This window comes from Amycolatopsis albidoflavus (assembly GCF_039525725.1).
Classification (GTDB): Bacteria; Actinomycetota; Actinomycetes; order Mycobacteriales; family Pseudonocardiaceae; genus Amycolatopsis; species Amycolatopsis albidoflava.
In genome coordinates this window covers 289,839-314,293 of sequence record NZ_BAAAHV010000011.1, presented here as the reverse complement: position 1 = coordinate 314,293, position 24,455 = coordinate 289,839, and the positions used below count along the sequence as shown (strand labels likewise).

Sequence of the window (24,455 nt, the reverse complement as noted above, 5' to 3'; positions counted from 1 at the left end):
CTGGCTCACTCTCCGAGGTACTGCGCCGGGCGCTTGCCGACGAACGCCGCGAGCGCTTCGGCGGAGTCGGCGGTCGCCTGGACGACGGCTTGGTGCGAGGCGATCAGGTCCAGCGAGGTCCGCAGGTCCGCGTGTTCTCCCGCCCGCACCGCGCGTTTGATCAGCTCGACGGCGACCGGCGGCCGGGACGCCAGTGTCGCGGCGAATTCCCGGGCCCGCGCCGGAAGCTCGTCGTGCGGGCAGGTCTCGTCCGCCAGCCCCCAGGCCAGCGCCTGGTCCGCGTCGACGAACTCGCCGGTCCACAGCAGCCGCAGCGCTCGCGACCGGCCGACGATCCGCGGCAGGTAGTGGCAGCCGCCGTCGCCGGGGACGAGACCGACCCGTACGTACCCTTCCGAAAACCGGGCGCGCTCGGAGGCGATCCGGTAATCGCACATCAGGGCCATGTCCATGCCGGCGCCGACCGCCGCGCCGTTGACGGCGGCGATCAGCGGTTTGGCGAGGTCTTCCGCGGCCATGGCCACCGGGTGCACGTGCTCGGTCATCAGCCGCCTGCTGCCCAGCGGGGTGCGAGGCTGGCCGAGGTCGCCGAGATCGGCTCCGGCGCAGAAAGCGTCGCCGGTGCCGGTGACGACGACGGCGCGAACCTGGTCGTCTGCTTGGAAAGCGCGGTACGCCTCGGCCCAGGCACGCAGCATTTCGCCGGTAAAGGCGTTCTTCTGCCGCGGCCGGTCCAGGACGATCCAGCCGACGTGGTCCTCGACGCGGACGTCGAGGCCGGGTGTGGAAGTCATCGCGACTCCTTCCTGATGGTGAAACGGGTTGCCGCCCAAACCGGGCTTCGGCGTTCGAGAAAGGACGCGATCCCTTCCCTTGCTTCGGCGCTGTCGCCGAGCCGCGCGGCGAGTGCGGCCAGCTCGCTCGCGTGAGTGCCGTAGAACTGTCGCGCGGCTGTCGTGGTCAGATGCTTGGCGGCGGCGAGTGCTCCGGGGGCGGCAGAGCGCAGCCCGGCGAGCACCGGTTCGAGCGCCTCGTCAACGTCGTCGGCGGCGAGCGTGATCAGGCCGATGCGCGCGGCCTCGGCGGCGTCGAAGCGTTCTCCGGTGAGGTAATAGCGAGAGGCGGCGCGCGAATCGAGGCGCGGGAGCACCGTGGTCGACAAGACGGCCGGGGCCAGCCCGATGTGCACCTCGGTGAACGCGAAGCTCGCGGCCGGGCTCGCCGCGACGATGTCGCACGCGCCGAGCAGCCCGAGCCCTCCGGCCCTGGCGTGCCCGGCCACGCGAGCGACCACGGGTTTCGGCATCTCGACGACCGTGCGCAGCAGGTTCGTCAACTGCTCGGCGGTGAGACCCGTGCCCGCGCGGGCTTCGGCCAGGTCGATGCCTGAGCAGAAGGTCTCGCCGGTGTGCGTGAGCAGTACCGCGCGGACGGCCGGATCCTCAGTCGCGCGGCTCAGCTGCACGGAGAGTTCGCCGACCAGCTTGGCCGACAGGGCGTTGCGGTTGTGCGGCGAGTCGAGGACAAGGGTGGCGATTCCGTCTTCGTCAGTACGCTTCATGCGGCACTGACGCTTTCCGGTGAGAGCGTGGGCAGCCGCCGCTGGTCTCGCTCCGGATTGATCAGCACTGTGCCCACGACCGCTCCCACCAGCAACAGCGCGCCGCACACCCCGAACCCCGCCGCATAACCGTTTCGCGCGGTGAGGAAGCCGCCCATCACCAACGGCGCGAACACTCCGGCCGAGGTGGCGACGGCAGTCGTCGCGGCGGTCACAGCAAGGCGGCGCTCCGGCGGGACCAGTTCTCCGATGAGCAGCCACACCATCGGATAGAACGCGCTCGGCAGTCCGAACGCGACCGTGATCAGCACGATCGCCGTCACCTTTTCCGTATGTGGAAAGAGAATCATCGCGGCCCCGGAGACTGCGAGCAGCGCCATCCCAGGCAGGCAGTACGCGCGCCGACTGCCCGCTCCCCGGCGGCGGAACCTCGTGGAAACCGCGCCCATCACCACGATCACGACGGTCGCGAACAAGGACGGCAGCGCGGAAAGAGTGCCCGCCTGCTGAGGCCCGATCCCGAGCCCGGAAGACAGGTAGCGGGGCAGGAAACCCAATGCGGTGGTGGTCGCCCAGAAAGCGACGAAGCCCGCGAGGACCGCGCCGAGCACCGTTCCCGACCGGAAAAACACCCGGTACGGCACCGGTTCGCGGCTCGCGCCGGAGGGCACGGCCGACTTGGCGTACGGCCCGTCGTTCGCGAACAGCAGCCACGCCGCCGCCCACACCACCGAAAGCGCGAACAGCACGCCGAACGCCGTCCGGTAGCCGAAGTCCGCGATGATCCAGCTGAGCAGCGGCGCGCTCGCCACGACGCCGAGTGTCGGTCCAATGTGGACCAAAGCGTTCGGCAAGGCCCGGTCGCGGGTGGGGAACCAGCCGTAGACGGTGTGCGTCGCGGCGGGCACCGCGGGCCCTTCCGCCGCGCCGAGCGCGATCCGCGAAGCGATCAAAGCACCGAAGCCGAGCCCGGCGGCCATCGGCAGCGCGGTCAGTCCCCAGATCAGAGCGAGCACAGCCATCACCCGGGTCGTGCGGCGTTTCGCGGCGGCGAACCCGACGACAATGCCGGAAACGCTGAACAGAAAATAGAAACTGGACTGCACGAGGGCGTAATGCTCCTCGCCGAGACCGAGGTCTTTCATGATCGGCACAGCGGCGAGCCCGACCACTGTCTTGTCCGCGTAATTGATCAGCAGAAACAGCAGCACGAGCGCGGTGACGGCCCACGCCCTGCCGGGACGCGGGACGAGGGGTTCGGATGACGCCATGGGTTCTCCGTAAGGGACGACGACGTTGTCGTGGGGACGGGCTCGGGTCAGTCGAGGCGGGAAGGGTCGAAGCCCGCTTCGGCCAGCACCTGTCCGGTGTCCGCGCCGACGGGCGGGAAGTGCCGGTAGATCCCGGGCGGGGTGCGGGAGTAGCGCACCGGCGGGGCCACGAGACGGCAGGCGCCCTCGGTCGGGTGCTGCACCGTCTGGACGAGACCGCCTTGCCGGGCGTACTCGCTCTCGGCCGCCTCCTGGAGGCTGTACACGGGATGCGCGGGAATGCTGACGCGGTCGCAGAACTCCTGCCACTGCGCGGAAGTGAACTGCGGGGTGAGTTCGCGGACCTGGCCGTACAGTTCGTCGGCGTGCGCGACGCGGGCCGGCATGTCCGCGAAGCGCGGATCGGCGGAAAGCTCGGGACGGCCCGCGTGGGCGAAAAAGTCGCGCCAGTTGCGGTCGTTGTAGGGCAGGATGCACATCCACCCGTCGGCCGTGCGGCACGCCCGGCGCTGTTTGCTCAGCACGCGCGGGTAGCCGTAGCCGGGCTCCTCCGCCGGTTCGAGCGAGGCTCCGGCGAGGTGCTCGACGAGGTTGAACGCGATCATGGTGTCGGCCATCGGCACCTCGACGTGCTGGCCCTCGCCGGTGCGGTCGCGATGGCGCAGCGCGGCCAGCACGGACTGGACGATGAACAGGCCGCACACCTTGTCCGCCAGCACGGTCGGCACGTAATAGGCCTCGCCGGTGACCTGTTCGTTCAGCCAGACCAGACCGGAGGCGGCCTGGAGGATGTCGTCGTAGGCGGCGTTGTCGCCGAGCGCGGAATCGCTCCGGAAACCCTGCGCGCTCACGTAGACGAGCCCGGGCAGGCCGTCCGCCAGGTCGTCGTAGGCCAGCCCGAGCCTGCGCAGCGCGCCCGGCCGGACGTTGGTGACGAACGCGTCGGCAGTGGCCAGCAGCGCGAGCAGCGCGTCCCGCCCGGCCCCGGTCTTCAGGTCGAGGCACACGCTGCGCTTGTTGCGGTTGAAGTTCAGCGCCGCGCCCGCCATCCCGGGGTGCCGGCGCGGCTCGAAGTGCCGGGTCGGATCCCCGCCCGGCGCCTCGACCTTGACCACGTCCGCGCCGAGGTCGGCCAGCTGCGCGCCCGCGTACGGGCCCATGATCACGGTGGCCAGCTCGACGACCCGCAATCCGGTCAGCGGGCCGGTGGGCGTTTCGTCCATCGCTCGTACCTCCTGTGTCCTCGGCAGCTGGACCCAGTCAAGACGAGGTCATTCATCTGCCGCCAATACTTCTTGGCCCGTTATCCATATGCTTGGGGATATGGATCTGACGACTCGCCTGCTGGAGCAGTTCGTCGTGCTGGCCGAGGAGGAGCACTTCGGCCGGGCCGCCGAACGCCTTTCGATGAGCCAGCCGCCGCTGAGCCAGGCGATCCAGCGCCTCGAACGCGGCCTCGGCGTGCGGCTGCTGGAACGCAGCACCCGCGCCGTGCGGCTGACCGCGGCCGGCGCCGCGTTCGCCCGCGACGCCCGGCATCTGCTCGAAGCCCAGCAGGCCGCCGTCGGCCGCGCGCGGCGGATCGCCGACGGCGCCGAAGGCGAACTCCACCTCGGCTTCATCAGCGGCATCTCCTACACGTTCCTGCCGCGGGTGCTCCGGCTGACGCGGGACCGCTTTCCCGGGCTGCGCCTGCACCTGCACCAGAACACCTCGGCCGAACTGGCGTCGATGGTCCGGTCCGGCAGGCTCGACCTCGCCTTCGTGCGCGGCCCGCTCGCCGATCCGGACGGGCTCGACCTGCGCACGGTGGCGGCCGAACGGCTCTCCGTCGCGCTGCCCGCCGGACATCCGCTAGCCGGGCGCACCGCCGTGGGACTGGCCGATCTCGCGGGCGAAAACTTCGCGCTGCCCTCGCTGACCGCGCTGGCCGGACTCGCCGAACAGGTCGCCGCCGCCTGCCGCGCCGCCGGTTTCGCCCCGCGCGACGGCGCCCGGGCGGACAGCCTCCCCGGCTTGATCAGCCATGTCGCGGCGGGGAGTTGCGTGTGCCTGGTGCCCGAACAGGTGCCCGCCGGAGCGCTGCCCGGGGTGGTGTTCCGGACGCTCGAAGCCGCACACCGGGAGGGACCGGACGACGACCTGGCGCTGACCATCGTCGCGATCGTCCGCGCGGGACAACGAGATCCGGCCGTGGAACGGGTTCTGGCACTGGCACGCGACGAACGAACCGACGCGGCACGAGAATCCGCTCACGGCTGATCCCACACCCAGCCGTCCACAAAGGACAACAGGATCCCGCCGCGCAACAGGCTCTGGCTCTCGCACGCGACGAACGACCCGACCCGGCAACGGAATCCGAGCCCGGCCGACCCCGCGGTCGCTCAGAACAGCGTCGCGGGCTCGACCGGCTCCGGCTCCGGCAAGGCATCCACGTCAGGCGCCAGCGCCCGCACGTCGTCGTGGAAGCGGCGGGCGAGCGCGGGCGCTTCGGCGTTGTCGGGAGTGTGCACGAAAACCGTCGGCGAACGACCCTCCCGCAGCCACCCCGCGACCACCTCGGTCCACGGCCGCCATCCCTCGACGGTCTCCTCCACCGAGTCCCGGCCCAGGTAGCGGACGACCGGCCGGTCGGTCAGCGCGCGCGTCCGGCGCGGCAGCCGCGGTTTCTTGGCCCAGGCGTCCTGCTCCGCCTCGCTGGACGGCGGGCTCTGGAAGAAAACCGTGGTGTCGAACGGCACCCACTCGGCGTCCGCGGCGCCGAGCGTCCCCTCCAGCAGCGACGTCGCGCTGGCGTCGGCGAAGAACTCGGGATGCCGCACCTCCACCGCACGCCGGAGATTCGCCGGAAGGCGGCGCAGGAAACGGCCGAGCGCATCGACGTCCGAGGGGCCGAACGAGCCGGGCACCTGCGTCCACAGCACCGCCCGCTCGCCGAGGGGTTCGATCGCGTCCAGGAACGCCCGCATCTCGGTCTCGACTCCGGCGAAGCGGCGTTCGTGCGTGACAGTTTTGGGCACCTTCACCACGAACCGGAAGTCCGGGCCGGTCTGCTGCGCCCACGTCTCGACGGTGGCTCGGGCGGGAGTCGCGTAGAAGGTGGTGTTGCCTTCGACCGCGTTGCACCAGCCGGCGTAGGCCCGCAGGCGCTCCTTCGCGGGCAGCGACTGCGGCAGGAACCGCCCCGGCCACGCCTTGTGCGTCCACATCGCGCAGCCGACATGAAGACGTGCCACTGTCGTCCGCCCCCTCTCTCCTCAGGGGAAATTACTACCCGGGCGCGGCTATCCGTGGGTCCGGGGCCGGTAGTCGCCGTACTGCTGCCGGCGGGCGGGCCCCCGGCGGCGGAGCAGGTGCGCGGGCACGTAGTGGCTGACCGGCCGCGACCACTGGTCGTCGGCGGTGACCAGCTGATAGGTGACCCAGCCGAGCAGCCCGCCGTCCTCGCGGCGCGCCCATTCGAACAGCAGCCCGGGATGCTCTGTCTCGATCCGCAGCCCGGCCCGGTCGCGCGGCGCGAGGATCTCCGTGCCGAGCACGAGCAGCTTGCGCACGCCCACCCACACCGGAATCGGCGGATCCACTCTCCGCACGGTCGACGGCCACTCGCTCACCTCTGGCTCACCTGCTCGCTTCCCTGCTCCGGGCCGCCCGCGGTTCCCGGCGACCCGAAACGGGAGTCGAACATGTGTTCGCATGAAGTGTCAAATTGGACTGGACAGCGGAGCGCGCCATGAGCTTCGGGCATCCGCCGCTTGTCCTGCGCAGCCGGGACTTCCGGAGAGGGGACGGTGTGCGCGACGGCACACGCCGGGCACCGGTCTGTCCATTGTGGACTCGCCCGGCCGATGGCGGGCGGACGCGGCAGGACGACCGGAGTGCCGCTTTCCTCGCGAAACAGGCCGGACTGCCCGTCCGCGAGGCGTCTCGTAGGGTGGAGGGTCTGGGATGTCCGGCCGCAAAGGGGGCCACGAAGGTGGAGGGCCAGCACCGGCAGCCGCTGTGGAAGGCACTCGCCGCCGCGCCCGACGAAGCAGGCCGCCGCGGCAGCTGGGCGCAAGGAGTGTGCCTCGCCTGCGTGGAGACGATGGACCAGGTCGACGCCGCGATCCTGGCGCTGCGGGCGGGCCCGCGGTCGGAGGAGGTGCTGGGGGCGAGCGACGCCTGGGCGGCCCGGCTGGCGGAACTGGAGTACACCGCCGGGGAAGGGCCGGGGGCGGAGGCCTTCGACACCGGAAGCCCGGTGCTGGTCCCGGACCTGACCGCCGACCAGGTGCGCTGGCCCGGGTTCGCCCAGACCGCGCTCGCGGCGGGCCTCGGCGCGACCTTCGCGTTCCCCCTGCAGTTCGGCGGCATCCGGCTCGGCACCCTCGAACTCGCCCGGCGCCGTCCCGGCGGGCTGACCAGCGCGGAGACGCGGGACGCCGCGCTCGCCGCCGACCTGGCCACCGCGGCGCTGCTGCGGCAGTCCCGCGAGGCCGAGCTCGCCGGGGTGGAATTCGCCCCGCGCACGGTGCTCTCCTACCAGGACGTGCACATCGCCACCGGCATGCTCTCCGCCCTGCTGCGGATCAGCCTCGACGACGCGTTCGCCCGCCTGCGCGCCCACGCCTACAGCACCAACCGGCCTCTCCTCGACGTGGCCCGGGACGTGCTGGAGCGCCGCATCACCCTTGAGGAGTCGTCCGAATGAACCATCCCACCGACGAGAACGCCGGCCGCCGGACGCCCGCCGGGCGCGTCGGCCTCCTGCCCGCGGACGCGCCCGCCGCGCTGGCCGCGATCACCTCCCGCCTGGTCGGCGCCTCGGACAACGCCGCGGTGCTGCGCCTGATCGCCGAGGTCGGCACCGGCCTCCTCGGCGCGCGCGGCGCCGCGGTGCTGCTGAAGGACCCGGGCGGCGAGCCCGCCGTCCTCGCGGCTTCGGACGAGACCGCGCAGTTCGCGGAACTGCTGCGGACCGACGTGCGCCGGGGACCGTGCGTCGACTGCATCGCGACGGCGGCCGTGGTCGCGGTCCCCGATCTGACCCTCGAACGGGACCGCTGGCCGGGCTTCGCGACGGCGGCGCTGGCGGCCGGGTACCAGGCCGTGGTCGCGGTGCCGCTGCGGCTGGACGGCGAAGCGGTCGGCGGGTTCACCCTGCTGTTCGCCGCGCCGACCGAGCCGCAGCCGTGGCAGCTGTCGCTGGCGCAGGTGGTGTCGGACCTCGCGGTGCTGGCGCTGGTCCGGGAAACCGGCCCGCGGCGCGCGGACCGGCTGTTCGAGGCCACCCTCGCCTCGCTGAACGACCGGGTCCGGCACGACCAGGCGGTCGGGGTGGTCGCCGGCGTCCTCGGCACCGACCCGGACACGGCCCGCGCGCTGGTCAACGACTACGCGGCCCGGCACGACCGGCCGCTGCGCGACGTCGCCAGATCGCTGATCGACCGCACCCTCGACCCGGCCGACCTCACCGGCTGACACCGGGTCAGGCCCAACCCCAGTACTCCGGATCCGCCCCGCTCTCGGCAGCGGCATCGGCAACCGCCGTCACCCGCGCCGCTTCCGCCCCCTCCCCGCCCGCACCGCGGGCCAAGACGCCCAACGCCTCCGCGGCGTCACATCCCTGCGTGCACTGGACAACGCCGACCGCCTCGCCGATCGTCGTCCGTTCCGCCAGCGACGCGCTCAGCAGCCGGGCCGCCGCGGTGCACGCGGCCTCGTCGAGGCGCTGAGGGGACATGCCCCTACCGTCCTCTCCCGTTCCGGTGCGCGCCAGTACCCGGCGAGACCGGACGGGGAGACCCGCTGGCGTCCCGAATGCGAGGTCAGCGAACTTCGCGGAACGAGGCCGCGGATCGCTCCGAATTGATGAACCTTCGCCTCTATCGCGGGCCCGTGCGGGGGCGCACCATGGAGCCTGGCACCGACCGGACGCACTCCCCCGACTCCAGCGGGAAGCAACCATGCCGAATTCGCGGGTTCCCGGCCCCGCCGCCGTCGAGGCGGCGGTGGCGGCGGCACTTCTCGCCCCAGGCGCCTCCGACGCCCCGCTCTGGCAGTGGCGCATCGGCTACCGCACCCTCCACCTCTACGCGGAGCCGAGCCGGCGGCGAGCGGCCGACGATCCCGCCGGGCGATGGCAGACGCTCAGCAGCGGCGCGGCACTGCACCATCTCCGGATCGCCTTCGCCGGTCTCGGCTGGGCGTGCGCGGTGGACCGGTTGCCCTCGCCGGGCGAACCGGACCGGCTGGCCGTCGTGACGCCGCGGCCGGGCGAGCCGGGTCCCGGAGAAGCCGCGCTGGCGACGTCGATCGCGCGGCGCCGCGAGGACTTGCGGCCGTGCGGCGGACGACCGGTGCCGTCCGACTGCCTTGGCCGGCTTTCGCACGCAGCCGCCCGCGAAGGCGCGGTCTTGCACCCGGTGGAAGACCGCGCAGTCCGCGGCTATCTCATGACCGCGGGCGGCGAAGGCACCAGGGTTCCCGCCCAAATGCGTCGCGAAGAGGCGTACGCACGCAGCGCGTCCCTCGTCGCTTCACAGGGTGTTCTCGTCCGCGCTGCCGCCGGGACGGCGGGAAACCGGCCGCCGCTCGCGCGAGGCGAAGCCGAACCTCGGAACGACGGGGCGTCCCTGCTCGTGCTCAGCACGCCGGGCGACGACCGCCTTGCCTGGCTGCGCGCCGGAGAGGCGCTGAGTTCGGTGCTGCTGACCGCGACGGGGTACGGATTGTCGTCCGGGCGGCTGAGCCGGACCGGGCCGCGGCTGCGCGAGACTCTCGCGGAGCGCGTCACGCTCGGCCAAGCGCCGCAAGCGGTGTTGTGGGTGGGACGGCCGCCGGTCGGTGTGAAGCGACTGCAGCGGACGAGGTCGCAGGCGAGCGTCGACGACGTGCTCGAACCGCTTCAGGCGCCAGCGAAACATCGCTGCTGACCGGCCCCGGCAGTTCCCCGGCACGGTCGTCCACTTCCCACTGTGCCGGATGGACGCCGCCCGCGCTCCGGTGCTTTAGAGTGGCACCGTGGCAGCGGAAACCGGGGAATACCGTGACGCCGCGCGCCCCGGGCGCCGGCCGGTCCTTTCCGATGTCGCGCGGCTGGCCGGGACCTCCACGGCGGTGGTCAGCTACGTCCTCAACGACGGGCCCCGTCCGGTGGCCGACAAGACGCGGCGCAAGGTCGAGGACGCCATCCGGCTGCTCGGCTACCGGCGCAATCCGCTCGCCGGGGCGTTGAGCGGCGGCCGGTCCAATTTGGTCGGACTGCTGGTGCCGGACACCGCGAACGCCTTCTACGGCGAGATGTCGCGCTGCCTCGAAGCGGAGGGCCGCCGCCGGGGATTGCTGACGCTGCTCGGCAATACCGCTTACCGGCCGGGGCTCGCCGACGAATACGGCGAGGCGTTCTCCGAACTGCGGCCGCGCGGGATTTTCGTGACGACCGGCGAAAAACCGCGGCTGGCGGCCGAAACACCGTGCGTGTTCCTGCAGTGGGCCGCACCGGACGACAGCTCGCCCAGCGTGGTGTTCGACGACTTCGACGGCGCGCGGCTCGTCACCGAGCACCTGCTCGGGCACGGGTACGAAGACATCTTTTGCGTGGCAGGCGAAATCGCGGTGGGACCGGCCGAAGGCCGCGAAGGAGGCTGGCGCGAGGCGATGGCGGACGCCGGCCTGCCCGCCGAGGGCAGGCTCGTCCGGACGTCCTTCGACAAGGTCGAGGCGGGCCGGGCGGTGCGCGACGTGCTGACGAGCGGCCGCCGGATCCGCGCCGTCTACGCGACCACCGACGAGCAGGCGCTGGTGACCATCCGCATCGCGCACAGCCTGGGGTTGCGCGTGCCGGAGGACCTCGCGGTCGTCGGCTTCGACGGGACGAGGGAAGCCCGCCTCGGCAACGTTCCGCTCACCACGGTGCACGTTCCGCTGGAGGAATTCGCGGTGCGCGCGTTCGACGCCTTGGACGGCCGCGACGATCCGTCAGTCGTGCTGGACGGAACGCTCAGCGTCGGCGTCACGTGCGGCTGCGAACCCGGCGCCACCGAGGAAGCCGCACACGCCGGAGCGGCCGCCAGCGGATAACCGCCCCGCCACGGCGAAATCCGTGACGGGGCCGTTCGCTACCGCGCGAGAGTGTTGTGCTCGTCCGAGGCGTACTCCGAGTTCAGCGACAGCGCGCTGAACCGGAACGGCCGGTCCACCCGGGTGAACCCGAGCGGGCAATGCCGGGTGCCCGCGGGCAGATACACCGAACCGCTCGTGGTGATCACGTGCCGGACGCCCTCGACGTCGAGGTAGATTTCCGCGCCGAGGTCGTCGGGGTCCTCCGGATTGTTCCCGTGCCAGATCAGGACCTCGTCGTAGTCGTGCTGGTGCTCCTTCACCCACTGCACCGGAGTGTCGCATGCGCCGATCCACGTGTAGGTGAGGTGGATCTTGCTCTCCGGCACCTCCTTCGCGCGCATGAGGGCGAGCGATTCGCCGACGTTGGGCGGTTCGACGACGCCCGCCGCCGCGCCCTCGTTGACGAGGTCGTCGAGACAGTTGGGCATTTTCCTCACGAACAGGCGCTCGTACGGACTGGTCATGCGGCTGCTTCCTCCTCTGCTCCCGGGACGGGCCGAGCCGGCCGCAGCACACTCTAAACGATTAGCTTCTCCACTTGTAGACTCTTCCCTCGCGCCGGAACTGGCCGTACCCTGTGGCGACGCCTGGCAGATCTAACGGTTTAGATTTCTGGCTTCCCTGGAGGTTCCCAGTGTCGCGCGGACCCCGATGCCTGCCCGTTCTCCTGCTCGCCGCCGCGCTGCTCGCCGGCTGCGGCCGTCCGGACGACGCGGACGACCCGGCCGGCGCCGGCACGCTCCGCATCTCCGTCTCGACCGACGCGGGCGAGGTCCTCAACCCCTACGCCAGCAACCAGGGCCCGATCCAGGAGCTGCGCAGTTCCCTGGTCTTCGAGGGGCTCACCGCGCTCGGCCCGGAGGGCAGGACCGAATGGCGGCTGGCGACCGGCATGACGCCGAACGCCGACCGGACACAGTGGACGATCACCCTGCGCCCCGGCGTGAAGTTCAGCGACGGCACCGAGTTCACCGCGGCCGACGTCGTCTCGAGCATCAAGTACCTGCGCGATCCCGCGCACGCCGCGCAGGGCCTGGCGCTGATCCAGATGATCGACCCCGCCTCGATCCAGGCCGTGGACAAGCTGACCGTGCGAGTAGGGCTGACCGAGCCGTTCAGCCCGTTCAAGGACATCTGGACGAGCGTGCTGCTGCCGATGACCAAAACCGGGTCGGCCCCGGCGAAGCCGATCGGCACCGGGCCGTTCGCGGTCAAGTCGTTCGCCGCGGGCCGGGAGTCCACAGTGGAGCGGTCCGACGGCTACTGGGGCAGGAAACCGAAGCTCGCCGCCGTGCAGCTGATCGAGTACCAGAGCCAGCAGGCGCAGGCGAACGCGCTGCTGTCCGGCCGGGTCGACATCGCGTCGAACACGACGCCGACGATCGCGAAGTCGCTCGCCGGCCGCGGCGGCATCCAGTTGCTCGACAGCAAAGGCACCTTCAGCCTGCAGATCGGGCTCGACACTGCCGTCGCGCCGTTCCGCGACGTCCGGGTGCGCCAGGCTTTGCGGCTGCTGGTCGACCGGCAGCAAATCGTGTCCAACGTCTTCAGCGGCTACGCCCGGATCGCGAACGACTACGAGACGACCACGCCGCAGTGCGCCGCGCCGAACCTCCCGCAGCGGGCTCCGGACATCGCGGCCGCGAAACGGCTGCTGGCCGAGGCCGGGCAAAGCGATCTGTCGTTCGCGATCACCACCGACGGCCTGCTGCCCGGCATGTCGGAGCTAGCGCAGGTCTTTGCGCAGAACGCCGCGCTGGCGGGCGTCAAGGTGACCGTCAACGTGGTCCCGACGCCGGAATTGCTCGCGAAATGGGGCCAGTGGCCCGCTTTCGTCGACTACAACCCGGTCCCCTACCTGCCGTCCGTGCTCGGCGGGCTGCTGCCGGACCGGGTCGGCAACGCCGCGCACTGGAACGACGCCGCTTTCACCGGCCTGGCGGGCGAACTGTTCAGGTCGCCCGAGCAGCGGCAATGCCCGCTCATGAACCGGATGCACGAAATCGAGTACACGAACGGCCCGTACATCATCCCCGCGTTCTCCGACGTGCTCCTGCCGCACCGGGCGGCGGTGCAAGGGCTCGTGCCGGACGTGAACGGCCGCCCGCTGTCGTTCCTGACCGACGTGACCGTCGGATGACCGCGCGCTGGCTAGTGCGCCGGCTCGCGCTCGGCGTGCTCGTGTTGTTTCTGGTCTCGGTGCTGGTTTTCCTGGTGACGCAAGCCTTGCCGGGCGACGTAGCGCGGATCGTCCTCGGCAAGGACGCCACCGTCGAGCAGGTGGCGAATCTGCGCCACCAGCTCGGCCTCGACCAGCCGCTCCTGGAGCAATACGGCCGCTGGCTCGGCGGCCTGCTCACCGGGCATCCGGGAGTGTCGCTGCAGAACAAGGAACCCGTCGCGGAAATCCTCGGGCCGCGGATCGTGAACTCGTTCACCCTCGGCTTCATCTCGATGGCGCTGATCCTGCCGCTCTCGGTGGCCGCCGGGGTGCTGAGCGCTGCGCGCCGCGACAGTTTCGCGGACAAGGCGTTCGTCGCGGTCACGTCGCTGAGCATGGCACTGCCGCCGTTCGTCGTGGGGATGCTGCTGATCGCGCTCTTCGCCACCACGATGCTCGGGGTGCTGCCGGGAGTTTCGGACATCCCGCCCGGCGACCTGCCGTGGGGGCATCCGGCCGAACTCGTGCTGCCGGTCGCCACGCTCACGTTCATGGGGGTGATGTACTTGGGACGCTTGGTGCGCGCTTCGGTCATCGACGCGCTGGACAGCGAGTACGTGCAGATGGCCGTCCTCAAAGGACTGAGCCGTCGCCGCATCCTGTTCCGGCACGCGCTGCCCAACGCCATCGCGGCGAGCCTGCCCGCGGCGGGCCTGGTCGCGGCCGTCACGATCACCGGCGTCGTGGTCGTCGAATACGTGTACTCGTATCCCGGGCTCGGCACGGCGCTGGTCAGCGCGGTGAACTCGCACGATCTGCCGGTCCTGCAGGCGTGCGTGCTCATCCTCGCGGCCACGTACTACCTGTGCAATCTCCTCGCGGACGTTCTCGCCGCGGCAGGGCGCACCCGATGAGCGTTTCGGTGGCGCGCCGCGCGGCTCGGACCGGTCGCGCCCGGCTCGGGCTCGGATTGCTCGCCGCGATCGCCTTCGTCGTCGTCTTCGGCCCGTTGCTCGCGCCGTGGCCGCCGACCGCTATCGTCGCGCCTCCGCTGGAGGGACCGAGCGCGCAGTTCCCGCTGGGCACCGATCTTTTGGGCCGGGACGTGCTCAGCCGCTTGCTGTCCGGCGGCGGCACCCTCACCTGGATGACGCTCCTCGCCACCGGAATCGGCGTCGTCCTCGGGGCGCTCATCGGGCTGACCGCCGCCTACCGCGACGGCGTCGCCGACACCGTCCTCATGCGAGCGATGGACGTCGTGCTGAGCTTCCCGGAGACCATCTTCGTGCTGGTGTTCGTGGCCGCGTTCGGCCGCCACCCGCTGCTCACCGCGTCGCTCGTCGGGGTCGCGTTCGCCCCCGGCGTCTCGCGAGTGCTGCGCGGCGCGGCGCTGCCGGTGTTCGACAGCGAATATGTGTTGTGGGCCAAGGCGAACGGCTTGCCCGGCCGGCAGATCGTCCTCGGCGAAGTGCTGCCCGGCGTGACGTCGCCGCTGATGGTGGAAACCGGAATGCGGCTGGTGTGGGCGGTCACCGCGATCGCCTCGCTGAACTATCTCGGCTTCGGCATCACACCGCCCGCTCCGGATTGGGGGCTTATGGTCAGCGAAAACCAAGACGGCCTCGCCGTCGCGCCGCTGCCGGTGCTGGCACCGATCGCGCTGATCCTCATGATGGCTCTCGGCGGCAACCTCGTGGCCGAGTCCGTCGCCAGGACAGTCAGCCGCACGGAAGGAAAGAGCTGACGTGGCCAAGGAAGTCGCGGTGTCGGGCGTGACCGTCAAAGCCGCCGGACACGCCATCGTGCAGGACATCGGCTTCGAACTCGGCCGCGGCGAAGTCCTCGGCGTGGTCGGCGAATCGGGGTCCGGCAAAAGCACTCTCGCACTCGCTCTGCTGGGTTTCGCCCGCTCCGGCGCGACCATCACCAGCGGACAGGTCGTTGTCGACGGAGTAGACCTGCTTTCCCTGCCGCCAGCGGAATTGCGCCGCGCACGAGGCCGGAAAGTCGCCTATGTACCCCAGGATCCGGCGACCGCGCTCAACCCGAGCCTGCGTGTGTCGACTCAGCTGACCGAGGGATTGGGCCAGCCCGCGCGGACCCGGGTACGGCAGTTGCTCGACACCGTCGGCCTGCCCAGCGACGACGCGTTCCTGCGCCGCCGCCCGCGCCAGCTTTCCGGCGGCCAGCAGCAACGGGTCGCCGTCGCGATGGCGATCGCGGCCGGTCCGCGGCTGATCGTGCTCGACGAACCGACGACCGGGCTCGACGTCGCCACCCAGGCCCGGGTGCTCGACCTGGTGCGGGAACTGTGCCGGGCCCGCGACCTGGCGGCGATCTACGTCTCGCACGATCTCGCGGTGGTCGCCGACGTCGCCGACCAGGTGATGGTCATGTACGGCGGCGAGGTCGTCGAACACGGCCCCGCCCGCTCGGTGCTTACTCGCGCCGCACATCCCTACACCCGCGCCCTGCTCTCGGCCGTGCCGTCCGCGACCCATCGGCACCGGCTGGTGCCCATCCGCGGCCGGGCCCCCAGCATCGACGACGCCCGTGCCGGGTGTGCCTTCGCACCGCGCTGCGACTACGCGACACCTTCTTGCAGCACAACGCATCCAGCGTTGGCGCTCGCGCCCTCCGGCACCCTCGCACGGTGCATTCACGCGGAAGAAGTCACCCGGAATTTCCGGACCGTGCCGCGCGCTCCCGAACCGGTCGTACCTCCCGCGAACCAGCCAGCCCTGTTGTCCGTCTCCGGCCTGAACGCCAGCTACCGCGGACGACAGGTCGTCTTCGACGTCTCCTTCGACCTGCGGCCCGGCCAATGCCTCGCCGTGGTCGGCGAATCAGGCAGCGGTAAAACCACCATGTCCCGCTGCCTCGCCGGACTGCACCCCGAGCATCAAGGCGAGGTGACCTTCGACGGCAGCCCGGTCCCGGCCGCCGCCTCCCGGCGAGACTCCCGCACTCGGCGCGAACTGCAGTACGTCTTCCAAAACCCTTATGGTTCTTTAAGTCCACATCGGACAGTCGAAGACGGCCTGCTGGTCGCCCTGCGCCACTACTTCGGCGTACACGCCCGCGAAGGCCGCCGCCGAGCCCGCGCCGCGCTCGACCGCGTCGAAATCCCGTCGCGACTCGCCGACCGCTACCCGTCGGAGCTGTCCGGCGGACAACGCCAGCGAGTCGCGATCGCCCGGGCTCTGGTGTGCGAACCGAAACTGATCATCTGCGACGAGGTGACGTCCGCATTGGACGTCTCGGTGCAAGCGTCCGTAGTGGAACTGCTGCGCTCCCTGATGGACGACGGCCCGTCGATGATCTTCGTGACGCACAATCTCGCGGTGGTACGCAGCATCTCGGACGAGGTCGTCGTGCTCAGCGAGGGCCGGGCCGTCGAAGCGGGACGGACTGACCAGGTGCTGACGTCGCCGTCGCACGCGTATACGAGAAGCCTGCTCGCCGCGACGCTGGACGTGCCCGACCAGATCAGCCCTCGCTGACGCGGCGGTAGCGGATGTGGGTGGTCAGCGGCGAATGCAGCACCTCGACCGGCTCGAAGCCGAAGGACTCCACCCCGTCGAACATGCGCTCGCCGGAGCCGAGCAGGACAGGCGCGATATCGAGAGTGAGCTCGTCGATCACCCCGGCGTTCAACGCCTGCCGAACGGCCGACGCCCCGCCGGCGATGTCCACTCCCTTGTCCCCAGCAGCCTCGCGCGCCGCCGCGTAGGCAGCGTCGAAGCCTTCGGTGACGAAGTAGAACGTCGTCCCGCCCTCCATCGGAATCGGCTCGTGAGCGTGATGAGTCATCACGAAAACCGGCGCGTGATACGGCGGTTCCGCGCCCCACCAGCCGGACCAGTCCTCGTCCCAATCGCCGCGAACGGGGCCGAACATGTTGCGCCCCATCACATACGCGCCGCGAGGCCGCATGAGCCACTCGGCGGCGGTCTTGTCGGCGTCGTTCGCCCGGGGATCGCCGATGTGCCACCCGTGCAACTCCCGCCCCCGCACCCCGAGCGGCTCGTCCCGGCTCTGCCCCGGCCCGGCGACGAAGCCGTCCAGCGAGATGGACATATGACAAGTCGTGTCCGCCACGGCGAGCCTCCCGAGTGATTGCGGTTTGCAAGCGGTTGGAGGGAAGATAGCAGGTGCGGGGCGGTGCGCGCTATCCGTGCGGAGGAGATTCTCCGCGGGTCAGGTCGCCAGGCGGCGCAGGAACGTGGTCGTCCGATGCCACGCGAAGTACGGTTCGGAGGCCGCCCGATGGGCTCCGCAGCGGCGTCCGGCCAGGTGCTGCATGCGCAGTTTCAGGCTCCCGGCGGGAAGCTCGTCGAGCCGCACGGTCTGAATGCAGCCGGTTTCGTCGACGGTGACCCAGCCCGATTCGTACAGCACGTCGCAGCCGAAACTGCAGGCGAACATGGCGATGTCGCGGAGGTTTCGTCGTTCGTCGTCAGTGCAGGCCGCGCGTTTCTTCACGTGCGCGGCAACCAGGAACTCCAACGGGAACTCGTCGCCGCACAACGCGCAGGGAGCCGAAGTGCGTCCGTTGGCGAGCAGCTTGCGGAGCCGGGTCTGTTCGGTCCGGACCTTGACCTGTGCCCGCACGTCCAGCTCGCCGAAGTGGACGTCCGCAGCGTCCGGTTCGGCGCCTGAGCTGTTCAGCGTCAACGTCGTCGGCGAATCGGCCCTGCTGACGCCCGGCAGGTTCGCCAGCACCGCCCCGACGAACGTGCTCCGGTGACCCAGTTCGGCAACCGAAACCTCGAGCGTGCCGCGCGCGGCGAGCACGTCCAGCCCGTGCTGGATGTCGCGGAGGGGCACGGGCTGCCCTTCCGGCGACCGATCGGTGCCCACCAGCACCGATCCGCCCTCGACCTTGAGAATCTGGTTCTCCTTGCCGGTGGGGGTCGAGATCGTCTCGCCGGTGAGACCCCGGAGGAGGTCCTCCGCTCGCGGCAGCACCCCTTCCGAGGCGGGCGCCGCCAGATCGGCCGCGAGCCGGGCCGCATCGTCCGGCCCGTAGCCCGGAACCTCCAGCCGCAGCTCGATCCGCTTCTGGTTGTTGCTCTCCTTCGTCGCGCCGTCTTTCAGGCCGACCTTCCCCGCCGCCCGGGTGATCTGCAGTCGCACCTGCTTGATGTCCCGCTCGTCGGCCAAAACGACCGGAGCCGGGACAATGCTTCGCTCTTCCTCGGGCAGACGAACGGTCTGCCTTGACGCCACGACGCCGGACACCACGACTGCCTGCCGGTCGCGAAGGCGGTTGAGCAACAGCTCCAAGGCGTCGTTGTACTGGTCGTTGCGCGGCCGCGGCCCCGCTCCCCGGCCGCCCGCACTCTCCATGACCAGGCTCAACCGCCCGTCGTCGGCCGCCACGGAGAACCCAGCGTTCAGCTCATTGCCCTCGTCATCACTCGCAAACACGAGACCAGCCTTCCAGACAGGACCGCCGGCCACGATCAGAAAAGCGACCCCACCGCGACAGCCGCGCACACCGACAGGAACAGCCCGCCCACCGCGAAGCCCAGCGGTTTCTGCCGCCAGGCCGTGTGGCGGTCCAGGGCGTACCAGCCGGGGCCCGTCAGCAGCAGGGCCAGTGCCATCGCCGCGAGCGTCAGTTCCAGTTCGAATCCCGGGCTGGCGCTGCCGAACAGGCCGCCCGACCACTTCACGCGGACCGCGCTCAGAGCCACGCCCAGCAGGCCGGCCGCGGCGAGCGGGGTCAGCAGGCCCAATGCCAGCAGGACGGCGCCGCCGACCTCGGTGATGCCGGTCAGCCAGGTCAGGAACTCGATGTTGTGGCTGAAACCGTAGCCCCGCAACAGGTTCTCGAAGTGCGCCATCCCCGCGCCGCCGAACAGGCCGAAGACCTGCATCAGCCCGTGCGCCCCCATCGCGACCGACAGCATCAGCCGCAGCACCAGCAGACCGAAGTCCAAGCCGCCATTCTCATCCGACCAACGAGACATGTTCGCCACGCCGACACCCTAGCCATCCCGCGCGCCGCTCCGGGCGACCCACCGGACGTGTCGCCCGACAAGACCGCGTCACGGCGCGGAGGCAGCGCCTTCGGGCAGATAACTGTCCCGGAAACCGAACGCGCTCGGCGAGGGCCCCTTCCCCCGCAACAGTTCCAGCCGCTCGACGGCCTCCTCGACCGTCGGAATGTGCCCGGCGGGAACCCACCACAGCACCTGGAACGGCGACTTCGGCAGCGCGAACCACTCCGAGCGGCGGCGCAGCATGTCCAGGTGGCCGCTGCGGTAGACGTAGTCCCACAGGGCGTCGCGGGTTTCCCACACCGACATGTTCACCAGGACGTCGTCGCCGAGCGAGGTTCGGATCGCGGTGGCGTCGTTGCCGCCGTCCTCCACCAGTCGCCATACGAAGCCGGGCGCGCGGTCGGCGACCTCGTTCAGCGTGTCGAGCATCGAGGTGAAGCCGTGCATGCGGGCGTCCGCGAGCGGGAATTTCAGGATGCCCACGTTGAGCTGGGCGAGGTGATGTTCCGTCACTCCTTCACCTCACCATCGCCGGGCCTTCTATGTCAACTCTCATTATTTTTAGAACGCTCGACGACCACGCAACACAGTCCGGGGCGCGGGTCCATGCGAGCGGTCAGGCCTTCGGCGTCTTCGAGCAGCCCTTCCAGCAGCGCCAGATTCATGCCGCACACCAGCCCCGGATGCCGCTGCGAGAGGACATGGAAGGGACAGTTGGCAAGACGCAGGACGTCGTCGGCCAAGCGGGGCTCGTACCCGCGGGCGGCCAGCAGGTCTTTCGCGGCGGCGAGGTCTTCGACAGGCCCCGCGGCGGCGCGGCCCTCCCGCCGGGCGGCGGACTGGAGCTCGGTGTCCAGCCGGGCGACCTCCGCGACCTCGGCCAGCAGATCGGCGGCGGTGCGGTAGTCGCGTGCCGGGACGGAGAACTGCCGCTCGGCATCGGACCGGCGGTAGAGCTTCGCCGGACGGCCGGCCCCCGGGCCCGAGCGTCCGCTCAGCCGCTTGCTCTCCGTCTCCAGCAGGCCCGCGTCCACGAGTTTGTCGAGATGGAAGGCGGCGAGCGTGCGCTGGATCCCGGCCCCCTCGGCCGCTTCGTTCCGGCTCACGTCGTGGTCCTGGGAAACCACGTAGTCGTACAGCCGCCGCCGGACGGGATCCTGCAGGACGGCGATCGCCTCGATGTCTTCCACGCCGCCATTCTAAGAACAACGAGGATATGCGTTAGAGGTGCTCATTCCTCGCCGAGCTCCGGCGAGTGGCGACCGACCGCGGCGGTTCGGCGCGCATGTGGTCGCGGACGCGGGCCATGATGCCGCCCAGCGCGTCGAGGTCCGAAGTGGACAGTGGGGCGACCAGCAACCGGCGGACGACCTCGACGTGCCCGGGAAGCACCTTCGCGACCAGCTCCCGGCCCGCCTCGGTGACCGCGACGACGGTGGCCCGCTGGTCCTCCGCACTGGGACCGCGGGTGACCAGCCCCGCCTTTTCGAGCAAGCCCGCCTGATGGGTCAGGCCGCTGCGGCTGTAAACGACGCCGTCGGCCAGCTCCGTCATCGTCAGCGGCCCATCGGAATGGGAGAGCCGGGCGAGCAGCTCGAACTGCACATAACTGAGGTCGCCCTCGGCCCGCAGCTGCTGCGTGACGGCGTGCTGCAGCAGGCTCACGGCCTCCATCAGCGAGAAGTAGGTGTTGAGCTGCCCGGGCTCCAGCACGTCCGCCATGCGATCAGTCTAGATGCTTCGAAGTCGAATCATTGTGGCCGCCCTCACATCCGCGGGACTTTGCTTCGATATCGAAGCATACTCGTCCTCAGGTTGCTTCAACTTCGAAGCACATTCTGGAGGATGTCATGAAAGCAGTGCGCTACCACCGCTACGGCGGAAGCGAAGTCCTGGCCTTCGAAGAGGCCGAGCGCCCGGCGCCCGCCGAGGGACAGGTGCTCGTGAAGGTGGCCGGCACCTCGTTCAACCCGGTCGACCTCGGCATCCGCGCGGGCGGCCTGCAGGAGGTGTTCCCCTTGGCGTTCCCGCACATTCCGGGCGTCGAGGTCGCCGGGACGATCGCCGAGGCGGGTCCCCGCACCGACGGCCGTCAGGTCGGCGACGCGGTCGTGGCCTTCCTGCCGATGAACGCCGACGGCGCGGCGGCCGAGTACGTCCTCGTTCCCGCCGAAGCACTGGCTGCCGCCCCGCAGACGGTCGACCTGCCCGACGCCGCCGCGCTGCCGGTCGGCGGACTGACCGCGTGGCAGGCGCTCTTCGACGACGCTCACCTGGAAGCGGGCCAGACGATCCTGATCAACGGCGCCGGCGGAGCAGTCGGCGGCTACGCCGTTCAACTCGCGCATCAGGCAGGCGCGACCGTCACCGCGACCTCGAGCCCCCGCACCGAAGAACGCCTCCGCGAGTACGGGGCCGACCGGATCATCGGGCACCTCGACTTCGCCTCCGGCGCGCCCATCGCCGACGGCGGGCCGTTCGACGTCGTACTCAACCTCGTGCCCACCACTCCCGAGGAGACCGCCGCGCTGGCAAACCTGGTCGCCGACGGTGGCGCGCTGGTCAGCACCACCACTCCCCCGCCGGAGAATCCGGGACGCGGGATCCGCACGGCCCGGGTGTTCGTCGCCAGCGACGCGGAGCAGCTGGCCGAACTCGTCTCCCGGGTCGACGCGGGGACCTTGCGGATCACCGTCGCCGACCGCCGCCCCTTGGCGGATCTCCCGGCGGTGCACGATGAAGCGGCGTCAGGGCGACTGGTCGGCAAGACCGTTCTCGTGCCCTGACAGCGACCGGTTCGAGCGCCGAAGAAACCTTCGGCGCTCGAACCGCGCAGCTTCAGTTCCGCGCTGCCGCCAAACCGGCCGGTGTCGCGCCCAGCCACCAGCGCGGGTCCGCCGTTCCCTCGGTAGTGCGGCCGTCACGGTGAACGAAGAACCGCTCGTCCCGGCCCGGCGTGTCGAACTCCCCGTCCAGCCCGCGCATCAGCCATTCCGCGCCGAACGCGAACACCTCCGCCGCCGTCCCGCCCAGCGGATGGAATTCGTCCTCGTAGACCCGCATTTCCTTGGGAGCACGGATCTTCTCGTAAGTCTCGAGCGCGTTCTCCACCGGCGTCAGCTCGTCGAATTCGCCGATGCCCAGCAACACCGGGCACCCGATTCCCTCCACCAGATCGCCCAGCGGCATCTTTTCCTTGAAGTCGCGGTCAAATGCGGCCTCGTCGGCGTAGCCCGCCATGTACAGATAGTTGTTCTTGAAGCTCGGCTGCGCCCGTTCGAAGATCGTCTCGAAATCACCGGACACCGCTTCGAACGCCGCCACCGCGCGCAACCGGGTCCCCGGCGAGGCCGCGGCGCGCAGTGCCCAATAGCCGCTCATGCTGATGCCGAACATGCCGATCCGGTTTTCGTCCACTTCGGACAGACCGGCGAGATACGCCGCGTAGGTTTCGAGAGCGCGTTCGTAGTTGTCCAAGGTCACGGTGAGCCCGCGCGCCCGAGTCTCCCCCTGTCCCGGCCCCTCGATCGACAGCGCCACCACTCCGCGCGAGGTGTAATAGCGCTCGGCCGCGAAGATATAGTCCTCCTTGATCATGTCCATGCCAGGCCCGAGAATCACCGCCGGGGCACCGGAAACCGGCTGCGCGGGCAAGTGCAGCAGACCGAAAATCTTGCCGCCCTCGAAGTCGAGTTCGACCCGCTGGACCGTGTTTCCGCGAAGCTCTCCCAACCGGGCCACGCACGAATCGCAGCGCCCGCGGAACTTCGCCTTGCGCCCGTCGCCGGAGTCGAAGATCGAGTACTGCGCGCGGCCGTACATCACTGCCGCCCGCAGGTACAGATCCGACGCCGTCCTGCGATACCCGAGCCGCTCGTGATGCGCCGCCCGCTCCTCGGCCTGACCAGCGACGACCGCCCACGCCTTCGGCAGCATCGCTCCGGCGCGCACCATCGCGAACACCTTGTCGAAGTCGGCGTGATCGTGCCCGAGCTGTTCGAGCGTGCCCTTGCCTTCCGGGTGCAACGCGTCGAAGCCGCCTTGCGCCAGCGCGATGTCCAGGGCCCAGCTCTGCCCGGCCGAACGTGTCGTCATGCTCGCCTCCTCAACTAACTAAGTACTTAGCTAATGTGCCACGGCTAGACTCCGCCCGGCAAGGAATGCGGCGGGCACCACAGGAGAGCGAACCGATGGGCGACGAGGCGATCACCCGGCTGGCGCGAGCCGCTTACCGGCTCAGCGCGGCCGATTCCCGGCTGCGCGGCCGCGCGACCCGCAACGCCGAAGCCCTCTCGCTCGCGCACGCCCGCGCGCTCAAGAGCCTCGCCGAACACGGGCCGATGACGGTCAACCAGCTGGCCGGGCACGTCGAAACGACCGGAGCGGCAGTCACTCAACTGGTCAACGGCCTGGCCGGCGCCGGTTACGTCACGCGCGAACGGGCCGCCTCCGGAGACCGCCGCACGGCGATCGTCGCCCTGACCGACGCGGGCCGTCGACGGCATGAGGAACGGGAACAGGTCCTCGCCGCAGGGCTGCGCGAGCTGACCCAGGACCTCGACGAACGCGCGATCGACGCCGCGGGTGTGGTGCTCGACCGGCTGGCCACGCTGTACGACCGCCTCTGATCGATCAAGGCGCGAGCGAACTCTATCAACTGATTGAATCGACTGATAGAGTCCGCGCCATGGGCACCGAGGCCGCGCGGATCCCCGCCAGTCGCGGGACGGCGACCGAGCAGCGCCTGATCGCCGCCGCGGAACGGCTTTTCGCCGAACAGGGCGTCGGCGCGGTGTCGCTGCGGACCGTCATGCAGGCGGCGCAGACGAACGTCGCGGCGATCCACTACCACTTCGGTTCCAAGGAAGGCCTGCTCGACGCCGTCCTGCGCAGCCGCCTCGGCCAAGTCGCCGGCGAGCGGAACGCGGTGCTGCGAGAGGTCCCCGAGAAGGACGTCACCGCGCGCGAACTGGCCCGCGCGTTCGTGCAGCCGGTGGTCGCGGTGCTCGAATCCGGCGGCGAATGCTGGATCCGGCTGGTCGGCCGGTTGCTGGCGACCGGCGGCGACGGACTGGACGCGGTCGCCGAATCGTTCTTCGAGCGCAACGCCGCGTTCGTCGAACTGCTCGACCGGCTGAGCCCGGGCGTCCCCCGCCGGACGCTCGATTTCCGGCTGTCCCAAGCGATGACCGTGACGTTGAACGTCCTCGGCGACGTCGGCCGCACCCGCCGCCTGCACGGCCCGGACGCGGCCGACTGGACCACCGGCCAGATCGTCGACGACCTCGTCGACGTCGTGACCTCCGTACTCGCCGGCCCGCCCGGGGCCGGCCGCGGGAAGTGAG

At 70.5% G+C, this 24,455-nt stretch carries 27 protein-coding genes; 12 read left to right on the top strand and 15 right to left on the bottom strand.

The annotated features are described in order from the left end of the window. Positions 1-5: 5 nt before the first annotated feature. The 4 genes from ABD156_RS16070 to ABD156_RS16055 are packed head-to-tail and all read right to left on the bottom strand — an operon-like array spanning position 6 to position 4,055. Positions 6-794: an enoyl-CoA hydratase/isomerase family protein gene (locus ABD156_RS16070; protein ID WP_344273154.1), complete on the bottom strand. Its 789-nt coding sequence runs from the start codon at positions 792-794 to the stop codon at positions 6-8. Beyond that, on the bottom strand, positions 791-1,561 hold the full coding sequence (locus ABD156_RS16065) for an enoyl-CoA hydratase family protein (protein WP_344273151.1): 771 nt from the start codon (positions 1,559-1,561) through the stop codon (positions 791-793). Before ABD156_RS16065 ends, ABD156_RS16070 begins: the two co-directional genes overlap by 4 nt. Beyond that, on the bottom strand, positions 1,558-2,832 hold the full coding sequence (locus ABD156_RS16060) for an MFS transporter (protein WP_344273147.1): 1,275 nt from the start codon (positions 2,830-2,832) through the stop codon (positions 1,558-1,560). Before ABD156_RS16060 ends, ABD156_RS16065 begins: the two co-directional genes overlap by 4 nt. Positions 2,833-2,879: 47 nt before the next feature. Continuing rightward, positions 2,880-4,055: a CaiB/BaiF CoA transferase family protein gene (locus ABD156_RS16055; protein WP_344273144.1), complete on the bottom strand. Its 1,176-nt coding sequence runs from the start codon at positions 4,053-4,055 to the stop codon at positions 2,880-2,882. A gap of 100 nt (positions 4,056-4,155) precedes the next feature. Here ABD156_RS16055 and ABD156_RS16050 point away from each other — a divergent pair, with 100 nt between their 5' ends. Beyond that, positions 4,156-5,094 carry a LysR family transcriptional regulator gene (locus ABD156_RS16050; protein WP_344273140.1) on the top strand — a complete coding sequence of 313 codons (939 nt, stop codon included), beginning with the start codon at positions 4,156-4,158 and terminating at the stop codon, positions 5,092-5,094. Between the two features lie 122 nt (positions 5,095-5,216). On the opposite strand, the gene ABD156_RS16045 is transcribed toward ABD156_RS16050, so the two are convergent. Both ABD156_RS16045 and ABD156_RS16040 read right to left on the bottom strand, forming a co-directional pair. Next, a complete protein-coding gene (locus ABD156_RS16045; protein WP_344274469.1) occupies positions 5,217-6,041 on the bottom strand; it encodes a DUF72 domain-containing protein in 825 nt (274 codons plus the stop codon). A gap of 75 nt (positions 6,042-6,116) precedes the next feature. Then, positions 6,117-6,446: a hypothetical protein gene (locus tag ABD156_RS16040; RefSeq protein ID WP_344273137.1), complete on the bottom strand. Its 330-nt coding sequence runs from the start codon at positions 6,444-6,446 to the stop codon at positions 6,117-6,119. A 362-nt stretch (positions 6,447-6,808) separates the two neighbouring features. Between ABD156_RS16040 and ABD156_RS16035 the strand changes: the two genes are divergently transcribed. Then, positions 6,809-7,525, top strand: coding sequence for a GAF and ANTAR domain-containing protein (locus ABD156_RS16035; RefSeq protein WP_344273134.1), 717 nt, complete (start codon positions 6,809-6,811; stop codon positions 7,523-7,525). Continuing rightward, positions 7,522-8,295 carry a GAF and ANTAR domain-containing protein gene (locus ABD156_RS16030; RefSeq protein ID WP_344273131.1) on the top strand — a complete coding sequence of 258 codons (774 nt, stop codon included), beginning with the start codon at positions 7,522-7,524 and terminating at the stop codon, positions 8,293-8,295. The genes ABD156_RS16035 and ABD156_RS16030 overlap by 4 nt, the downstream gene beginning before the upstream one ends. Positions 8,296-8,302: 7 nt before the next feature. Here ABD156_RS16030 and ABD156_RS16025 read toward each other — a convergent pair whose 3' ends face one another. Continuing rightward, a complete protein-coding gene (locus tag ABD156_RS16025; protein ID WP_344273128.1) occupies positions 8,303-8,557 on the bottom strand; it encodes a hypothetical protein in 255 nt (84 codons plus the stop codon). 223 nt (positions 8,558-8,780) lie between these two features. On the opposite strand from ABD156_RS16025, the gene ABD156_RS16020 reads away from it, so the two are divergent. Then, a complete protein-coding gene (locus ABD156_RS16020) occupies positions 8,781-9,749 on the top strand; it encodes a nitroreductase family protein (protein ID WP_344273126.1) in 969 nt (322 codons plus the stop codon). A gap of 88 nt (positions 9,750-9,837) precedes the next feature. Next, the gene (locus ABD156_RS16015; protein WP_344273124.1) at positions 9,838-10,896 is read left to right on the top strand and encodes a LacI family DNA-binding transcriptional regulator; all 1,059 of its coding nucleotides are present in this window, start codon (positions 9,838-9,840) and stop codon (positions 10,894-10,896) included. A gap of 38 nt (positions 10,897-10,934) precedes the next feature. On the opposite strand, the gene ABD156_RS16010 is transcribed toward ABD156_RS16015, so the two are convergent. Continuing rightward, positions 10,935-11,402, bottom strand: coding sequence for a hypothetical protein (locus tag ABD156_RS16010; protein ID WP_344273121.1), 468 nt, complete (start codon positions 11,400-11,402; stop codon positions 10,935-10,937). Positions 11,403-11,572: 170 nt separating this feature from the next. Here ABD156_RS16010 and ABD156_RS16005 point away from each other — a divergent pair, with 170 nt between their 5' ends. Genes ABD156_RS16005 through ABD156_RS15990 form a run of 4 tightly spaced genes read left to right on the top strand, consistent with a single transcriptional unit; the run spans position 11,573 to position 16,602 of the window. Then, positions 11,573-13,078 carry an ABC transporter substrate-binding protein gene (locus ABD156_RS16005; protein WP_344273118.1) on the top strand — a complete coding sequence of 502 codons (1,506 nt, stop codon included), beginning with the start codon at positions 11,573-11,575 and terminating at the stop codon, positions 13,076-13,078. After that, complete coding sequence (locus tag ABD156_RS16000) at positions 13,075-14,013, top strand: ABC transporter permease (protein ID WP_344273116.1); 939 nt, start codon at positions 13,075-13,077, stop codon at positions 14,011-14,013. The genes ABD156_RS16005 and ABD156_RS16000 overlap by 4 nt, the downstream gene beginning before the upstream one ends. After that, positions 14,010-14,843, top strand: a complete 834-nt coding sequence (locus ABD156_RS15995; RefSeq protein ID WP_344273113.1) for an ABC transporter permease — start codon at positions 14,010-14,012, stop codon at positions 14,841-14,843. Before ABD156_RS16000 ends, ABD156_RS15995 begins: the two co-directional genes overlap by 4 nt. A gap of 1 nt (position 14,844) precedes the next feature. Then, a complete protein-coding gene (locus ABD156_RS15990) occupies positions 14,845-16,602 on the top strand; it encodes an ABC transporter ATP-binding protein (protein WP_344273110.1) in 1,758 nt (585 codons plus the stop codon). Here the strand turns inward: ABD156_RS15990 and ABD156_RS15985 are convergent. The 6 genes from ABD156_RS15985 to ABD156_RS15960 all read right to left on the bottom strand — a co-directional run bounded on the left by ABD156_RS15985 (position 16,589) and on the right by ABD156_RS15960 (position 20,832). Beyond that, positions 16,589-17,179 carry a dihydrofolate reductase family protein gene (locus ABD156_RS15985; RefSeq protein ID WP_352267611.1) on the bottom strand — a complete coding sequence of 197 codons (591 nt, stop codon included), beginning with the start codon at positions 17,177-17,179 and terminating at the stop codon, positions 16,589-16,591. The genes ABD156_RS15990 and ABD156_RS15985 overlap by 14 nt on opposite strands. 120 nt (positions 17,180-17,299) lie before the next feature. Then, positions 17,300-18,532, bottom strand: a complete 1,233-nt coding sequence (locus ABD156_RS15980; RefSeq protein ID WP_344273104.1) for a hypothetical protein — start codon at positions 18,530-18,532, stop codon at positions 17,300-17,302. Between the two features lie 35 nt (positions 18,533-18,567). Beyond that, positions 18,568-19,029 carry a DoxX family membrane protein gene (locus tag ABD156_RS15975; protein WP_344273101.1) on the bottom strand — a complete coding sequence of 154 codons (462 nt, stop codon included), beginning with the start codon at positions 19,027-19,029 and terminating at the stop codon, positions 18,568-18,570. Positions 19,030-19,155: 126 nt separating this feature from the next. Beyond that, complete coding sequence (locus ABD156_RS15970; RefSeq protein WP_344273099.1) at positions 19,156-19,623, bottom strand: DUF3291 domain-containing protein; 468 nt, start codon at positions 19,621-19,623, stop codon at positions 19,156-19,158. A gap of 32 nt (positions 19,624-19,655) precedes the next feature. Then, positions 19,656-20,300, bottom strand: coding sequence for a helix-turn-helix transcriptional regulator (locus ABD156_RS15965; protein WP_344273097.1), 645 nt, complete (start codon positions 20,298-20,300; stop codon positions 19,656-19,658). A gap of 31 nt (positions 20,301-20,331) precedes the next feature. Beyond that, positions 20,332-20,832, bottom strand: a complete 501-nt coding sequence (locus ABD156_RS15960; protein WP_344273095.1) for a MarR family winged helix-turn-helix transcriptional regulator — start codon at positions 20,830-20,832, stop codon at positions 20,332-20,334. 128 nt (positions 20,833-20,960) lie between these two features. Here ABD156_RS15960 and ABD156_RS15955 point away from each other — a divergent pair, with 128 nt between their 5' ends. Further along, positions 20,961-21,896: an NADP-dependent oxidoreductase gene (locus ABD156_RS15955; protein ID WP_344273093.1), complete on the top strand. Its 936-nt coding sequence runs from the start codon at positions 20,961-20,963 to the stop codon at positions 21,894-21,896. A gap of 52 nt (positions 21,897-21,948) precedes the next feature. Here ABD156_RS15955 and ABD156_RS15950 read toward each other — a convergent pair whose 3' ends face one another. Next, positions 21,949-23,205 (bottom strand): alpha/beta hydrolase, encoded by a 1,257-nt coding sequence (locus tag ABD156_RS15950; protein ID WP_344273090.1) that lies wholly within the window; start codon positions 23,203-23,205, stop codon positions 21,949-21,951. A gap of 95 nt (positions 23,206-23,300) precedes the next feature. On the opposite strand from ABD156_RS15950, the gene ABD156_RS15945 reads away from it, so the two are divergent. Beyond that, on the top strand, positions 23,301-23,738 hold the full coding sequence (locus ABD156_RS15945) for a MarR family winged helix-turn-helix transcriptional regulator (RefSeq protein WP_344273087.1): 438 nt from the start codon (positions 23,301-23,303) through the stop codon (positions 23,736-23,738). 59 nt (positions 23,739-23,797) lie between these two features. After that, the gene (locus ABD156_RS15940) at positions 23,798-24,454 is read left to right on the top strand and encodes a TetR/AcrR family transcriptional regulator (protein WP_344273084.1); all 657 of its coding nucleotides are present in this window, start codon (positions 23,798-23,800) and stop codon (positions 24,452-24,454) included. Position 24,455: the final 1 nt, after the last annotated feature.

Bases quoted from the DNA above. Each gene is read 5' to 3' on its own strand.
- ABD156_RS16070 (WP_344273154.1), bottom strand. From the start codon at position 794: ATGACTTCCACACCCGGCCTCGACGTCCGCGTCGAGGACCACGTCGGC.
- ABD156_RS16065 (WP_344273151.1), bottom strand. From the start codon at position 1,561: ATGAAGCGTACTGACGAAGACGGAATCGCCACCCTTGTCCTCGACTCG.
- ABD156_RS16060 (WP_344273147.1), bottom strand. From the start codon at position 2,832: ATGGCGTCATCCGAACCCCTCGTCCCGCGTCCCGGCAGGGCGTGGGCC.
- ABD156_RS16055 (WP_344273144.1), bottom strand. From the start codon at position 4,055: ATGGACGAAACGCCCACCGGCCCGCTGACCGGATTGCGGGTCGTCGAG.
- ABD156_RS16050 (WP_344273140.1), top strand. From the start codon at position 4,156: ATGGATCTGACGACTCGCCTGCTGGAGCAGTTCGTCGTGCTGGCCGAG.
- ABD156_RS16045 (WP_344274469.1), bottom strand. From the start codon at position 6,041: ATGTGGACGCACAAGGCGTGGCCGGGGCGGTTCCTGCCGCAGTCGCTG.
- ABD156_RS16030 (WP_344273131.1), top strand. From the start codon at position 7,522: ATGAACCATCCCACCGACGAGAACGCCGGCCGCCGGACGCCCGCCGGG.
- ABD156_RS16025 (WP_344273128.1), bottom strand. From the start codon at position 8,557: ATGTCCCCTCAGCGCCTCGACGAGGCCGCGTGCACCGCGGCGGCCCGG.
- ABD156_RS16020 (WP_344273126.1), top strand. From the start codon at position 8,781: ATGCCGAATTCGCGGGTTCCCGGCCCCGCCGCCGTCGAGGCGGCGGTG.
- ABD156_RS16010 (WP_344273121.1), bottom strand. From the start codon at position 11,402: ATGACCAGTCCGTACGAGCGCCTGTTCGTGAGGAAAATGCCCAACTGT.
- ABD156_RS16000 (WP_344273116.1), top strand. From the start codon at position 13,075: ATGACCGCGCGCTGGCTAGTGCGCCGGCTCGCGCTCGGCGTGCTCGTG.
- ABD156_RS15995 (WP_344273113.1), top strand. From the start codon at position 14,010: ATGAGCGTTTCGGTGGCGCGCCGCGCGGCTCGGACCGGTCGCGCCCGG.
- ABD156_RS15985 (WP_352267611.1), bottom strand. From the start codon at position 17,179: ATGTCCATCTCGCTGGACGGCTTCGTCGCCGGGCCGGGGCAGAGCCGG.
- ABD156_RS15960 (WP_344273095.1), bottom strand. From the start codon at position 20,832: ATGGCGGACGTGCTGGAGCCCGGGCAGCTCAACACCTACTTCTCGCTG.
- ABD156_RS15955 (WP_344273093.1), top strand. From the start codon at position 20,961: ATGAAAGCAGTGCGCTACCACCGCTACGGCGGAAGCGAAGTCCTGGCC.
- ABD156_RS15950 (WP_344273090.1), bottom strand. From the start codon at position 23,205: ATGACGACACGTTCGGCCGGGCAGAGCTGGGCCCTGGACATCGCGCTG.
- ABD156_RS15945 (WP_344273087.1), top strand. From the start codon at position 23,301: ATGGGCGACGAGGCGATCACCCGGCTGGCGCGAGCCGCTTACCGGCTC.
- ABD156_RS15940 (WP_344273084.1), top strand. From the start codon at position 23,798: ATGGGCACCGAGGCCGCGCGGATCCCCGCCAGTCGCGGGACGGCGACC.